This window comes from Mycolicibacterium tokaiense (assembly GCF_010725885.1).
Lineage (GTDB): Bacteria > Actinomycetota > Actinomycetes > Mycobacteriales > Mycobacteriaceae > Mycobacterium > Mycobacterium tokaiense.
The window spans coordinates 3,144,859-3,157,022 of record NZ_AP022600.1 but is presented as its reverse complement, the minus strand read 5'-3'; the positions used below and the strand labels follow the sequence as shown (position 1 = coordinate 3,157,022).

Here is a 12,164-nt window from a genome sequence, read left to right as displayed (position 1 = left end):
CCAGTCAGGATTCGACCTGAGCGGTTCAGGCGCGGCAGCCGCGATCCGTCCACGTCGTTCTTGGTTGCTATCGAAGCAATCGGCCCCGTATTGCGGGAAAGCACGAAGAAGCTCGCGACGCCCTTGCTCGGGAGAGCCTCTCGCTACCAACCCCGCAGAGTGCCCTGCGGACGCCCACGCAAAAGGCCCTGAACCCCCGCGGGGATTCAGGGCTTTGGCGATGTCTTGCAACATCACTCGCGTGGCAGGTACAGGATTCGAACCTGTGTAGGCGTTAGCCGACGGATTTACAGTCCGCTCCCATTGGCCGCTCGGGCAACCTGCCGGGTTTGGTGCGAGTAGCAGGGTACAACGAGGATGTACCGAACACGAAAACGACTGAACAGAGGGGACGTGTCCGATGGCGGATTCATCGTTCGATGTAGTGAGCAAGGCCGACCGCCAGGAGGTCGACAACGCGCTCAACCAGGCGGCCAAGGAGCTCGCCACCCGCTTCGACTTCCGCGGCACCGACACCACCATCGAGTGGCAGGGTGAAGACGGCATAATCCTGGTGTCGTCCACCGAAGAGCGCGTCAAGGCCGCCGTCGATGTCTTCAAGGAAAAGCTGATCCGGCGCGACATCTCGATGAAGGCGTTCGACGCCGGCGAGCCGCAGGCCTCCGGGAAGACCTACAAGGTGATCGGCAACATCAAGCAGGGCATCAGCAGCGAAGACGCCAAGAAGATCACCAAGATCATCCGCGACGAGGGCCCCAAGGGCGTCAAGGCGCAGATCCAGGGTGAGGAGATCCGCGTCAGCTCCAAGAAGCGCGACGACCTCCAGGCCGTCATCGCGCTGCTCAAAGGCGCCGACCTGGACGTCGCGCTGCAGTTCGTGAACTACCGCTGATTCGCGTCAGAAGCGCAGCTCGACCGGGCCCGGCCGGTTCAGTACCCGGGCCCGGCACAGCAGCGCCACCACGGCACTGATCGCCGCGGCCACCAGGAAGGCCGCCCGCACCGACACCAGATCGGCCGTCGAGCCCAGAAGGGCCGCGGCGATGGGCCGCGATCCGAGGAAACCCACCAGCCACAGCGACATGATGCGGCCGCGGTACTCGTCGGGGGCCCGGGACTGCACCAGCGTGCTCAACCCGGTCATGCCCCAGGAAAAACCCACGCCGGCCACGGCGAAGCACCCCAGCACGGCGGCCGTCCACGGGCTCAGCGCCACCCCCGCGGTGCCGAGCACCATGAGCCACAGCCCCGCCGACGCCGTGACACCGGCCGACACCCGCGAGCTCAGCAGCGCCTGCGCCACCAAGCCCACCGCAGCACCGATCCCGAACGCCGCCGACAGGTAGCCCACCAGGCTGGTGCCCCCGCCCAGCTCGGCGGCCATGGACGGCGCCAGGGTCATCGAGGGATCCGAGGCGAAGCCCACGATGCTGACACCCAGCAGCATCAGGAACAGCGGGCGGTCCGCCCAGACGTAGCGCAGCGCCGCGCTGACGCGGTAGTCGGTGCCGGCGGCGTGCTGCTTCGGGCGGGGGAACGTCACCGCCAGCAGCATCACGATGAACAGCAGGTGGGTGGTGGCGCTGGCCGCGAACGCGGCGGTGGGGCCTAGATGCGCCAGCGCGAACGCCCCCAGCACGGGCCCGCCGATGCGCGCGATCGTCAGCGGCACGGTATTGAGGTTCATGCCGATGGACAACTCGCCGGGGCGCAGCAGTGACGGCACCAGCGACTGCATCGCCGGGCCGCCCACCACGAACCCGATACCGACCACGCCGGACGCGGCGATGATGGGCAGCGCGGCGGCCAGGCCCTGCGGATCGGTGGCCAGGATCGACCAGATGGCCAGCGAGCCGGACCCGACCAGGCAGACGATGCGCCCGATCATCACCTGGCGGATGGGGTCGCCGCGGTCGGCCCACTTGCCGGCCAGCGGGTTGAGCACCAGCTGCGGCACGAACATCGCGACCCCGAGCAGGCCCACCATCAGCGCCGAGCCGGTGGCCTCGAAGACCACCACCGCGGCCACCAGGTTGTGCGTCCACACCCCGGCGGCGCTGAGCATCTTGCCCCAGAACAGGGAGCCGAACGCGGGGTCCATGAGCAGTCGGAAAGCACCGCGTGGCGGCAGCGGGGGTGCGGTGGTTTCAGCGGTCACGACGACATCCGGCTGAGAAACCCATTCCTTTTGCATAGCACATGAATGCAGTGCGGCTGCGGCCGAACACCGACCGGGCTGGCCCAACCAACCGGTGGATGCCTAGGCTGGAGTGACCAGTGCCACATCTTTGGGGGACGTCGTGACTTCACCAGAACTGCACACCGACCACGATCCCGAGACCGTCGACGTCGTGATCATCGGTGCGGGCTTCTCCGGGATCGGCGCGGCCTACCGCATCGCCGAACGCAACCCCGATTTGAACTACGTCATCCTCGAACGCCGCGAGCAGATGGGCGGCACCTGGGACCTGTTCCGCTACCCGGGCGTGCGCAGCGACAGCAGCATCTTCACGTTGAGCTTCCCGTGGGCACCCTGGACCCGGCGTGAGGGTATGGCCGGCGGCGCCCACATCCGCGAGTACATCAAGGACGCGGCCCGCACCCACGGCATCGACCGCCGGATCCGCTACCGCAGCCATGTGCGCTCCGCCGACTGGGATTCGGGCACCGACACCTGGACGGTGCACGTGGACGCCGACGGCGAACAGAAGGTGTATCGCACCCGCTTCTTGTTCTTCGGCAGCGGCTACTACAACTACGACCAGGGCCACACCCCCGCCTTCCCCGGGATGGAGTCCTTCACCGGCACGGTGGTGCACCCCCAGTTCTGGCCGCAGGATCTGGACTACACCGGCAAGTCGGTGGTGGTGATCGGCAGCGGCGCCACCGCCATCTCACTGATCCCGGCGCTCACCGAGAAGGCCGCCAAAGTCACCATGCTGCAGCGCTCCCCCAGCTATGTACTGAGCGGGTCGAGCGTCAACCCCGTCACCGAAGCGGTGCGAAAAGTAGCCTCGCGCAGGGCCTCTCACGCTTTCGCGAAGTGGTTCGCCGCGTTTTTCGAAGGCTTCGTGTGGCTGTGGGCCCGCAAGTCACCCAGGTCGATGAAGCGGTTCATCCGAAGCCAGGCCATGTCCAATCTGCCGCCGGGCTATCCGGTGGACGTCCATTTCAAGCCGCGCTACAACCCCTGGGACCAGCGCCTGTGCGCGGTGCCGGACGCCGACCTGTTCCACGCCATCAGCACCGGGCGGGCCGAGGTCGTGACCGACCACGTGGACCACATCGATGCGACGGGAATCGTCGTGCGCTCCGGTGCCCACCTGGACGCCGACATCATCGTCACCGCCACCGGCCTGGAATTGCTGGCGCTCGGCGGGGTGAAACTCAGCATCGACGGCGCCCCACTCGCGCCGCAGGACCGATTTGTCTACAAGGCACACCTGCTCGAGGACGTCCCCAACCTCGCGTGGTGCGTCGGGTACACCAACGCGTCGTGGACGCTGCGCGCAGACATGACGGCGCGCTCGGTGGCCAAGCTGCTGGCCTACATGCGCTCGCGCGGCTACACCCATGCCTATCCACACCTGGGCGACCAGCCGATGCCGGAGAAACTCGCCTGGGACATCCAGGCCAACTACGTGCTGCGCAACCCGCACGCTCTGCCGAAGTCGGGCACCAAGCGGCCATGGAATGTGCGGCAGAACTTCTTCGCCGACGCCATCGACCATCATTTCGATCGCATCGACGAGGACATGGTGTTCGGTCGGTCCGCCGACGTGGCGCCCATCAAGCCGGCAGCGAGAGCGAGCGCGATCGCCTGAGTGGTTGCGGCGCCGGACGCCGGCGCTGTGACCGCAGAGTATGTCGACCCCTCGACGACATCGACTGCCACCCGCACCGGTCTATGACCGTCGCCGCAACCACCGCGGCGTGATGGAACTGCGACCCCATGGCCGCCTGCTCTCGTCTGCGGTTGACGTGACACCGTGAACCGTTCGACATCACAGGAGCGATGTCGGACATGACCTTTCGGCCTCGGCGTGTGCCGCCCGTCGTCCGCATACTTGCCACTCTTCCGAGCAACCCCCGCGATGGAACGAAAAGGACATTACGCCAACCTGTTTGCTTTTGCACACTTTCGCCGAACGCTACTTCGAACCGGCAGAAACAGCGAAAACCCGCAGGTGCGCGGCATGTTTGCTGGATTTACATGCTGGCGGCAGGAAATTCGTCGCCAATGATGGCGCGAGATGATGGGGTTTGGCAATCCTGCCCATACGGCTGCGGCAAACACAGAAAAGTTCAGCGCACAGGGGCTCAGACTGAGTGATCGGCCGCCCGGTTCGCCCCGCCCACCACCGCATCGAGCAGACCGGGCAACGCGGCGTCCACGTCGGCGTCGCGCAGCCGCTGATGGGTCTGCCCATCGGCGCACAGCCGCTCGATGAGCCCGGCTTCGCGCAGGATCTTGAAGTGGTGGGTGGCCGTCGACTTGTTGATGCCGTCGTAGAGCAGCTGGCACTTCACCGGGGCGCCGGCGTTGCGCAGCCGGCGCACCATTTCCAGGCGCACGGGGTCCTGCAGTGCGGCCAGCACCTGATGGACGGGCGCGACGGCGCTGACCGCGGCTACCTCCGCCATGCTGTGCTCCTCGTCTCACCGATAATCAGTTTGATGATCATCAAACCAGGCGTAAGCTCGGGCCGGTTCGATACTCATCAAACTTACCCCAGGAGACGTGATGGCGCTGGCGTCGACCGATCCGCAGCACGGAACCGAAACGCAGCGTAGGGCCTACCCCCTGCTGCTCGTGCTGTGCGGCATGGCGCTGGGAGTCTCGGGTCTGCCCGCACCGCTCTACGGCATCTACGAGTCCACCTGGCACCTGACCCCGCTGGCCACGACGGTTGTCTTCGCCGTCTACGCCTTCGCCGCGCTGGTCGCGGTCCTGGTCTCGGGCCGGATCTCCGATGTGGTGGGTCGCAAGCCGGTGCTGTTGGGTGCGCTGGTGGCGTTGATCGCCGGCTTGGTGCTGTTCTTGATCGCCGAGGACATCGTGCTGCTGCTGATCGCCCGCGCCGTGCACGGTGCTGCCGTGGGTTCTATCGTGGTGGCCGCCGCGGCGGCGCTGCTGGATCTGCGACCGGACCACGGCATGCGTTCCGGCCTGCACAGCGGCGTCAGCTTCAACATCGGTATCGCCGTGGCCATCGTCGCGTCCTCGGTGTTGGCCCAGTACGCGCCTCATCCACTGCGCACCCCGTACGCGGTGGTGGCTGTGGTGTGCGCCGTCGTCGGGGTGGGTGTGCTGACGTTGCGCGAACCCCACACCAGCCGCTCGCGTGGGCCCATTCGCATCTCGAAACCTTCGGTGCCGCAGGCCATCAGGTCCGACTTCTGGTTCGCCGCGCTGGGGGCCATGGCGTCGTGGTCGGTGCTGGGTGTGCTGCTGTCGCTCTACCCGTCGCTGGCCGCACACCAGACGCACATCGACAACCTGCTGTTCGCGGGCGGGGTTGTCGGCATCACCGCCTTCGCCGCGGCGATGGCGCAGCTGGCCGCCACCAGGGTCCCGGCCCACCGCGCCGCGATCATCGGCGATGTCGGCATGGCCGTGTCGCTGGTGGTGACCATCCCGGTGCTGGCGCTGCACTCCTGGCCGCTGGTGTTCGTCGCGGCCGCACTGCTGGGCGCCACCTTCGGCCTCGGCTTCGGCGGCTCGCTGCGCCATCTGTCCAAAGTGGTTCCCTCCGGTCAGCGCGGCGAGACCATGTCGGCGTTCTACCTGTGCGCCTACGCCGCCATGGCCATCCCCACCATCGTGGCCGGATGGGCCGCCACGCACTGGGGCCTGGCCACGGTGTTCCCCTGGTTCGCCGCCGCAGTCGCACTTGCCTGCATGATCGCCGCAGCCATCGGCGCGGTCACCATGCGCAAGTCTGCGGTGTGACCCAGCAACGGGATTCACCAACCGCCCGTCAAGTTGCGGGCTGCGCAATACGCTGATCGCCATGCCTCCCGCTCAGCGTGATCCCAAGGTCGTCGTGCTCGGTGGTGGTTCCTGGGGAACCACCGTCGCGTCCATCTGTGCCCGACGCGGGCCGACGCTGCAGTGGGTCCGCGCCGAGGAGACCGCCGCCGACATCAACAACAACCATCGCAACTCGCGGTACCTGGGTGACGACACCGCCCTGCCCGAGTCGTTGCGGGCCACCACCGACTTTTCCGAAGCAGCCAACTGCGCCGACGTCATCGTCATGGGTGTGCCCTCGCACGGGTTTCGCGGGGTGCTGACCGAGCTGGCTCGCGAGCTGCGCCCGTGGGTGCCGGTGGTGTCATTGGTCAAAGGGCTCGAGCAGGGCACCAATCTGCGGATGAGCGAGATCGTCGACGAGGTGCTGCCCGGCCACCCCGCCGGAATCCTGGCCGGCCCGAACATCGCCCGCGAGGTCGCCGACGGTTACGCTGCCGCGGCCGTACTCGCGATGCCCGACCAGCACCTGGCGGCCAACCTCGCGAACCTGTTCCGCACCAAGCGTTTCCGCACGTACACCACCGACGACGTGTGCGGGGTGGAGATGGCCGGCGCGTTGAAGAACGTGTACGCCATCGCCGTCGGCATGGGGTACTCGCTGGGGATCGGCGAGAACACCAGAGCCATGGTGATGGCGCGGGCCGTCGCGGAGATGTCGAAGCTGGGCGTGGCATTGGGCGGTTCGCGCGACACCTTCGCAGGGCTCGCCGGCATGGGTGATCTCATCGTCACCTGCACCTCCCAGCGCAGCCGCAACCGGCACGTCGGCGAGCAACTCGGCTCCGGTAAGCCGCTCAGCGAGATCATCGCGTCGATGAACCAGGTGGCCGAGGGCGTCAAAGCCGCCAGCGTGATCATGGAGTTCGCCGACAAGTACGGCATCCCGATGCCGATCGCCCGCGAAGTGGATGCGGTGATCAACCACGGATCCTCCGTGGAACAGGCCTATCACGGCCTGATTGCCGAGAAGCCCGGCCATGAGGTGCACGGCAGCGGGTTCTGACGACGCTGCACCCGGCGCCGGTTACGTGTTGACTGGGGCCATGGCTGTTGTCGTCGTCGGAAACCCCAAGCCCCACTCGCGAACCCGCGCCGCCGCTGAACTGGTGACGCGCGAACTCACCGGTGCAGCGCCCGAGCACGTCGTCGAGGTCGTCGAACTCGGCGCCGGACTGCTCGGCTGGGGTGACCCGAAAGTGGCCGAGGCCAAGGAGATCGTGAAGTCAACGGACGTGCTGGTGGTGGCGTCCCCGACGTTCAAGGCCACCTACACCGGTCTGCTGAAGCTGTTCCTCGACCAGTTCGGCGCCGGCGAGCTCGGCCAGACCACCACGTTCCCGCTGATGCTCGGGGGGTCGTATGCCCATGCGTTGGCACCCGAGCTGACCTTGCGTCCGGTGCTGGTGGAGATCGGCGCGAGCTGCCCGGCGCCCAGCCTCTACCTGTTGGACTCGGAGTACGAGACCTCCGACGATCTGCAGAAGTGGTTGCCGATCGCCCGGCGGTTTGTGCCGGGTCCGTAGCCGCGCATCACACACGCGTCACTGACCCGTCGCACGATGCGCGCTTCCGGGTGAGTTCCGATGACGCGGATATCGAGCCACCCGACGTGGGCGATGTAGTCGCTGCGCTCGAGGTCTCGGGCGTACTGCACGCGGTCGATCAGCTTGTCCAGCTGGGTCAGCCCGCGGGCGCGGCGATGCTGTTCTGCCATGGCGCGCACGGCGCCGGCAGAGATGGGTGCGTTGAGACTGCAACCACGCCCGCCATTTCGGCCGAACCACGGGCGTCAGCGCAGCCTCAACGCCTGGTGCTCAGTTCGCGTACGGGTTGGTGCCTTCGGGACGATCCAGCAGCGGGTTGACGGCGCCGAAGTTCCAGCTGGTGGCCGGGCCCAGCACGAAGCCGGTCTGATCAAAGCTGTTGGTGCAGATGGCCGCGCCGGCCCCGTCCACACCGCAGCTGATGGTGCCGTAGCTGAGCCGCGAATTCACCGGCAGCGGTTTGGCGGGGGTGTCGGAGACGAACAGCGGCCGCGGCGAGTTGGTGAACCCGGGCATGCCGTTGGCGCCGCCGGTGATCATGTTGGCGCCGTTGGGTGCGCCGGGGAACGGCCCGTTGCAGCCGTAGGCGGTGCTGCGACTGACGACGCACGTGATGCCCGAAGGTGTGGTGAAGCCGTACAGGCCCGGCTGCACCTCGTAGTCCGAGGGCACCACCGGGGTGAAGCCATTGATGTTCGGCGGCGGCGGAGGAGGCGGCGCGGGCTCCGCGGCGGCCACCGACGACGAACCGGCCAACGCTGCACCCGCGCAGCAGGCCGCGATCAGGACTCTGCTCAGCACACTGCTCACACTAGAGGTTCGTCGCAGGACCCGCTCGGTGTTACCAGCCTGGAATGAGTTCGCCGCAGAACCTGAGGATGCCGCCAGTAAAGCTCAGGAAAACGCCAGAATCGCCGAATGAATGCCACTCTGCGCGCACACGTCAATATCTGCCAAGACCCGCAGCTGAGCTGGCGTCCGCAATACCTTTCAGCAACGGTCTGCAGGCCGTACACTGCTCAGTGAATTATCAGGTGTTTCTGGGGGAGGCGGTTGCGTGGCGGGGGATTTGCGGTCGTCGATATTGACGACAGCTGCCGTTGCCGTGAGCGTCGCCGGTCTCACCGTCATCCAGCCTCTGACGGCTGCGCCCCCCTTGCTGTTGGCCGCGCTGCTGATGGATGACGGCTCCGGCGAGATCGACGGCGTGGGCGGTATCGCCGATGCCATTCAGCAGCGCCTGCTGCCCTCGGACAGCCGGGGCGTCATGGTCAACTTCCTCACCGGACCGTTCGGCATCTGGAGCGCGTTGGACGAGTCCGGGCCGGACGGCATGGTCCCGTCCACGGCCCTGGGCGTCACCAGCACCATGCCGTTCATCAACCAACAGGGCTGGAACCTGCCGCCCCAACTGCTCCCTCCGCTGGCGCCCACCGGCCCGGCCACCGTCCCCGATATCCCGCCGCCCGGCAGCCCGGTGGTGTCGTTCGATCTGCCGTCGCTGCAGGTCGGCGAGGCGGTCGTCACTCCCCCTGCCCCGGATGTTCCGGTCGCCGGCCCGACGCAGGGTGATGTGGTGACGAGCTTCGGCTACGACTTCAACTCCTACGCCGCGGTGTCGCTGCTCAATCCCCTGGCGCTGACCAACTCCGTCGCGGCCTACCTCACCCGCGCGCTGTCGCCCGTGCAGGTCAACGCCGACGGCAGCGTGACGTGCCGGTTGAACATGTCGTGCGACGGCCTGGACGTCACCACCGAGCGCATCGACGGCGTCCTCTACGTCACCTTCAAGAACCCCGACGGCACGCTGGTGAAGGCCAAGGTCGAGACGCGTAACGGGGTCACCTACGTCACCTACGAGGACGACGGGCCGCTGCCGCTGGTCCGTCCGCTGCGTGACTACTTCGGCTTGTTCGGCAATGAACTTGCCGACGTCCTCGAACCTGCGCTCACCGCGCTGGTCTACTGGGGGTACCGCGACGCCACCACCGACGGCAACAGTCTGCTGCCCACCATGGCCGACACCATCAAGGTGGTCCTCGACTTCATCGTCGGGGTCAAGGAGGGCATCGAGTCGCTGTTCGTCGGACACCGCTCGGACAAAGACGCCACCTCCAGCCTGGCCGCGGCAGAGGTGGCCGACGAGTCGAATTCGGATTCGGGCTCCAAGGACAAGGACAAGGAGCCGTCCGACAAGACCCCGAAGCCGGCCGACGACGAGCCCACCGATGAGGTGACCGAACCCACGCCCGACGTCGAGGTCCCGGTCGGCGAGGACGAGGAACCTGCGCCTGCCGAGGAGCCGACAGACGAGGACGCCGCCGAGGAAGATCCGGTCGAGGACACCGAAGAGCCGGTCGAGGACGAAGAGCCGACCGAGGACACCGAAGAACCCGCCCAGGAGCCGACCGAGGCACCCGAGCCGGACACCACCGACGAGGACGCCGACGATCCCACCGACGGCGAGACCGCTCCGGTGAAGGACCTGGACACAGACACAGACACGAAGCCGGTCAAGGACAAGGTCACCGAGAAGACACCGACCGGGAAGACAGCGACCGCGAGCCGCGACGCGGCCTGAGCCGGCTCAGTAGTGCCCGGGGCCCCGGCCCGCCATGTCCTCGAGGCGCCGGATGCGGTCGGCGATCGGCGGGTGCGTCGAGAACAGCTTGCCGATCTTCTCCCCGGCCCGGAACGGGCTGGCGATCATCAGGTGCGCCTGGTCGGCCAGTTTGGGATCCGGCGGCAGCGGCGCCATCTCGACGCCACCGGAGATCTTGCGCAGCGCCGACGCCAGGGCCAGCGGGTCACCGGTGAGCTCGGCACCCGACTGGTCGGCCTGGTACTCCCGCGACCGTGACACCGCCATGCGGACCACAGTGGCGGCGATGGGGCCGAGCAGCTGGATCAGCAGGATCACCAGAAAGTTGCCGCCGTTGCCCTGGCGGTTGTTGCCGCCGAACATGCCCGCGATCCAGGCGATGTTGGCCAGCGCGGTGATCACCGACGCCATCGCCCCGGCGACGCAGGAGATCAGGATGTCGCGGTTGTAGACGTGGGACAGCTCATGGCCCAGCACGGCGCGTAGTTCACGTTCGTTGAGGATCTGCAGGATCCCGGTGGTGCAGCACACCGCTGCGTTGCGCGGATTACGGCCTGTCGCAAAGGCATTCGGGTTGGCGGTGTCGGAGATGTAGAGCCGCGGCATGGGCTGGTGGGCGGCAGTGGCGAGCTCGCGCACGATCTTGTACATCACCGGCGCCTGGATCTCGGTGACCGGCTGCGCATGCATGGCCCGCAGCGCGAGTTTGTCGCTGTTGAAGTAGGTATAGAAGTTCATGCCGAGCGCGAAGACCAGGGCGCCCCAGATCCACACCGTGTTGCCCGTGACGCCGGCGAACAGGAACCCGATGAAACCGATCAGGGCGGTGAACCCGATCAAGAGCAAGAACGTCTTGATCTGATTGCCACCCGTGTGCCAGGTCATCAGCGTCCTCCTGCGAGAAATTGCGACTATGTCAGCTCATCTAACGACAGGAGCGGCGATCTGGGTTCCCGGGCTCAGCCGTGGCGATGGACGGTGTACTCCACCAGCGACTCCAGCGCCCGCCGGCCGGACACATCGGGCAGCGCCGCCAGCTCCTGGCGGGCCTGCTCGGCGTAGCTCATCACCGTCTGCTTGGCCTTGGCCATGCCGGTGGACGCCCGCAGCAGACCCAGGGCCTCGGCCACCTCCGCGTCGTCCTCCAGCGGCTTGGCCAGCAGGGTGCGCAGGCGCTCGGCATCCGGGCCGTCCTCACGGAGTGCGTAGAGCACGGGCAGCGTGTGCACCCCCTCGCGCAGATCGGTGCCCGGCAGCTTGCCCGACTCATCGGGATCGCTGTCGATGTCGATGATGTCGTCGGAGATCTGGAAGGCCGTGCCCACGATGCCGCCGAGGCGGAACAGTCGCTCGATCTGCTCGTCGTCGGCCCCGGAGAACGTCGCGCCGAACCGGCCCGACGCGGCGATCAGGCACGCCGTCTTCTCGTAGACCACCTTGAGGTAGTGATCGATGGGGTCGCCGCCCTCGGTGACACCGCGGGTCTCACGCATCTGCCCGGTGACCAGTTGGGCGAAGGTGTCGGCGATCACCAGCACGGCCTCCGGTCCCAGCCGCGACACCAGCCGCGAGGCGGTGGCGAAGAGATAGTCGCCGGCCAGGATCGCGATGTTGTTGCTCCAGCGGGCGTTGGCACTGGTGGCTCCGCGCCGCACCTGCGCCTCGTCCATCACGTCGTCGTGGTACAGCGTGGCCAGGTGCACCATCTCGATGACGGCTCCGGCGATCACCACGTCGTTGTTGGTGGGGTCGGGACCCAGCGACGCCGACAGCACGGTGAACAGCGGCCGGAACCGCTTGCCGCCCGCCAGGAACAGGTGGTGCACGGCCTCGGACATCAGCTCGTCGGCTTTGCCCAGTTCAGTGGCCATCAGTTGCTCGATCTGCGTCACGCCGTCGCGGACACTCGCGGCCAACTCGGCATCGCCGAAATCCACGCCCGCCACCACGCTCGCCGGTGTCCTCACGGGTCCAACATACT

General features: G+C 67.2%; 11 protein-coding genes and 1 tRNA gene. 6 read left to right on the top strand and 6 right to left on the bottom strand.

Going from position 1 to position 12,164, the window contains the following annotated elements:
• Positions 1 to 242: 242 nt before the first annotated feature.
• Positions 243 to 325: transfer RNA gene (locus G6N58_RS15400), tRNA-Tyr, on the bottom strand.
• Positions 326 to 400: 75 nt separating this feature from the next.
• Between G6N58_RS15400 and G6N58_RS15395 the strand changes: the two genes are divergently transcribed.
• Positions 401 to 892 (top strand): YajQ family cyclic di-GMP-binding protein, encoded by a 492-nt coding sequence (locus G6N58_RS15395; RefSeq protein ID WP_115278127.1) that lies wholly within the window; start codon positions 401 to 403, stop codon positions 890 to 892.
• A gap of 6 nt (positions 893 to 898) precedes the next feature.
• Here G6N58_RS15395 and G6N58_RS15390 read toward each other — a convergent pair whose 3' ends face one another.
• Positions 899 to 2,158: an MFS transporter gene (locus tag G6N58_RS15390; protein ID WP_115278128.1), complete on the bottom strand. Its 1,260-nt coding sequence runs from the start codon at positions 2,156 to 2,158 to the stop codon at positions 899 to 901.
• A gap of 157 nt (positions 2,159 to 2,315) precedes the next feature.
• Between G6N58_RS15390 and G6N58_RS15385 the strand changes: the two genes are divergently transcribed.
• Positions 2,316 to 3,824: a flavin-containing monooxygenase gene (locus G6N58_RS15385; protein ID WP_172545068.1), complete on the top strand. Its 1,509-nt coding sequence runs from the start codon at positions 2,316 to 2,318 to the stop codon at positions 3,822 to 3,824.
• Positions 3,825 to 4,320: 496 nt separating this feature from the next.
• Here G6N58_RS15385 and G6N58_RS15380 read toward each other — a convergent pair whose 3' ends face one another.
• Positions 4,321 to 4,644: an ArsR/SmtB family transcription factor gene (locus G6N58_RS15380; RefSeq protein ID WP_115278130.1), complete on the bottom strand. Its 324-nt coding sequence runs from the start codon at positions 4,642 to 4,644 to the stop codon at positions 4,321 to 4,323.
• 100 nt (positions 4,645 to 4,744) lie between these two features.
• Between G6N58_RS15380 and G6N58_RS15375 the strand changes: the two genes are divergently transcribed.
• The 3 genes from G6N58_RS15375 (at position 4,745) to G6N58_RS15365 (ending at position 7,560) form a co-directional block, all read left to right on the top strand.
• The gene (locus G6N58_RS15375) at positions 4,745 to 5,953 is read left to right on the top strand and encodes an MFS transporter (RefSeq protein ID WP_115278131.1); all 1,209 of its coding nucleotides are present in this window, start codon (positions 4,745 to 4,747) and stop codon (positions 5,951 to 5,953) included.
• Positions 5,954 to 6,014: 61 nt separating this feature from the next.
• A complete protein-coding gene (locus tag G6N58_RS15370; RefSeq protein ID WP_115278132.1) occupies positions 6,015 to 7,040 on the top strand; it encodes an NAD(P)H-dependent glycerol-3-phosphate dehydrogenase in 1,026 nt (341 codons plus the stop codon).
• 40 nt (positions 7,041 to 7,080) lie between these two features.
• On the top strand, positions 7,081 to 7,560 hold the full coding sequence (locus G6N58_RS15365) for an NADPH-dependent FMN reductase (protein ID WP_115278133.1): 480 nt from the start codon (positions 7,081 to 7,083) through the stop codon (positions 7,558 to 7,560).
• Positions 7,561 to 7,851: 291 nt separating this feature from the next.
• Here the strand turns inward: G6N58_RS15365 and G6N58_RS15360 are convergent, their stop codons facing one another.
• The gene (locus G6N58_RS15360; RefSeq protein ID WP_232067876.1) at positions 7,852 to 8,391 is read right to left on the bottom strand and encodes a hypothetical protein; all 540 of its coding nucleotides are present in this window, start codon (positions 8,389 to 8,391) and stop codon (positions 7,852 to 7,854) included.
• Between the two features lie 295 nt (positions 8,392 to 8,686).
• On the opposite strand from G6N58_RS15360, the gene G6N58_RS15355 reads away from it, so the two are divergent.
• Entirely contained in the window at positions 8,687 to 10,162 is a 1,476-nt protein-coding gene (locus G6N58_RS15355; RefSeq protein ID WP_115278134.1) for a hypothetical protein, read from the top strand.
• 6 nt (positions 10,163 to 10,168) lie between these two features.
• Here the strand turns inward: G6N58_RS15355 and htpX are convergent, their stop codons facing one another.
• Both htpX and grcC1 read right to left on the bottom strand, forming a co-directional pair.
• Positions 10,169 to 11,068 carry a zinc metalloprotease HtpX gene (gene htpX / locus G6N58_RS15350; RefSeq protein WP_068915492.1) on the bottom strand — a complete coding sequence of 300 codons (900 nt, stop codon included), beginning with the start codon at positions 11,066 to 11,068 and terminating at the stop codon, positions 10,169 to 10,171.
• A 74-nt stretch (positions 11,069 to 11,142) separates the two neighbouring features.
• Positions 11,143 to 12,150, bottom strand: a complete 1,008-nt coding sequence (gene grcC1 / locus G6N58_RS15345) for a nonaprenyl/(2E,6E)-farnesyl/geranylgeranyl diphosphat synthase (protein WP_115278135.1) — start codon at positions 12,148 to 12,150, stop codon at positions 11,143 to 11,145.
• Positions 12,151 to 12,164 lie beyond the last annotated feature (14 nt).

What these genes read in the sequence shown, in the direction of transcription:
- G6N58_RS15395 (WP_115278127.1), top strand. Translation starts at nt 401, where the DNA reads ATGGCGGATTCATCGTTCGATGTAGTGAGCAAGGCCGACCGCCAGGAG.
- G6N58_RS15380 (WP_115278130.1), bottom strand. Translation starts at nt 4,644, where the DNA reads ATGGCGGAGGTAGCCGCGGTCAGCGCCGTCGCGCCCGTCCATCAGGTG.
- G6N58_RS15375 (WP_115278131.1), top strand. Translation starts at nt 4,745, where the DNA reads ATGGCGCTGGCGTCGACCGATCCGCAGCACGGAACCGAAACGCAGCGT.
- G6N58_RS15370 (WP_115278132.1), top strand. Translation starts at nt 6,015, where the DNA reads ATGCCTCCCGCTCAGCGTGATCCCAAGGTCGTCGTGCTCGGTGGTGGT.
- G6N58_RS15365 (WP_115278133.1), top strand. Translation starts at nt 7,081, where the DNA reads ATGGCTGTTGTCGTCGTCGGAAACCCCAAGCCCCACTCGCGAACCCGC.
- htpX (WP_068915492.1), bottom strand. Translation starts at nt 11,068, where the DNA reads ATGACCTGGCACACGGGTGGCAATCAGATCAAGACGTTCTTGCTCTTG.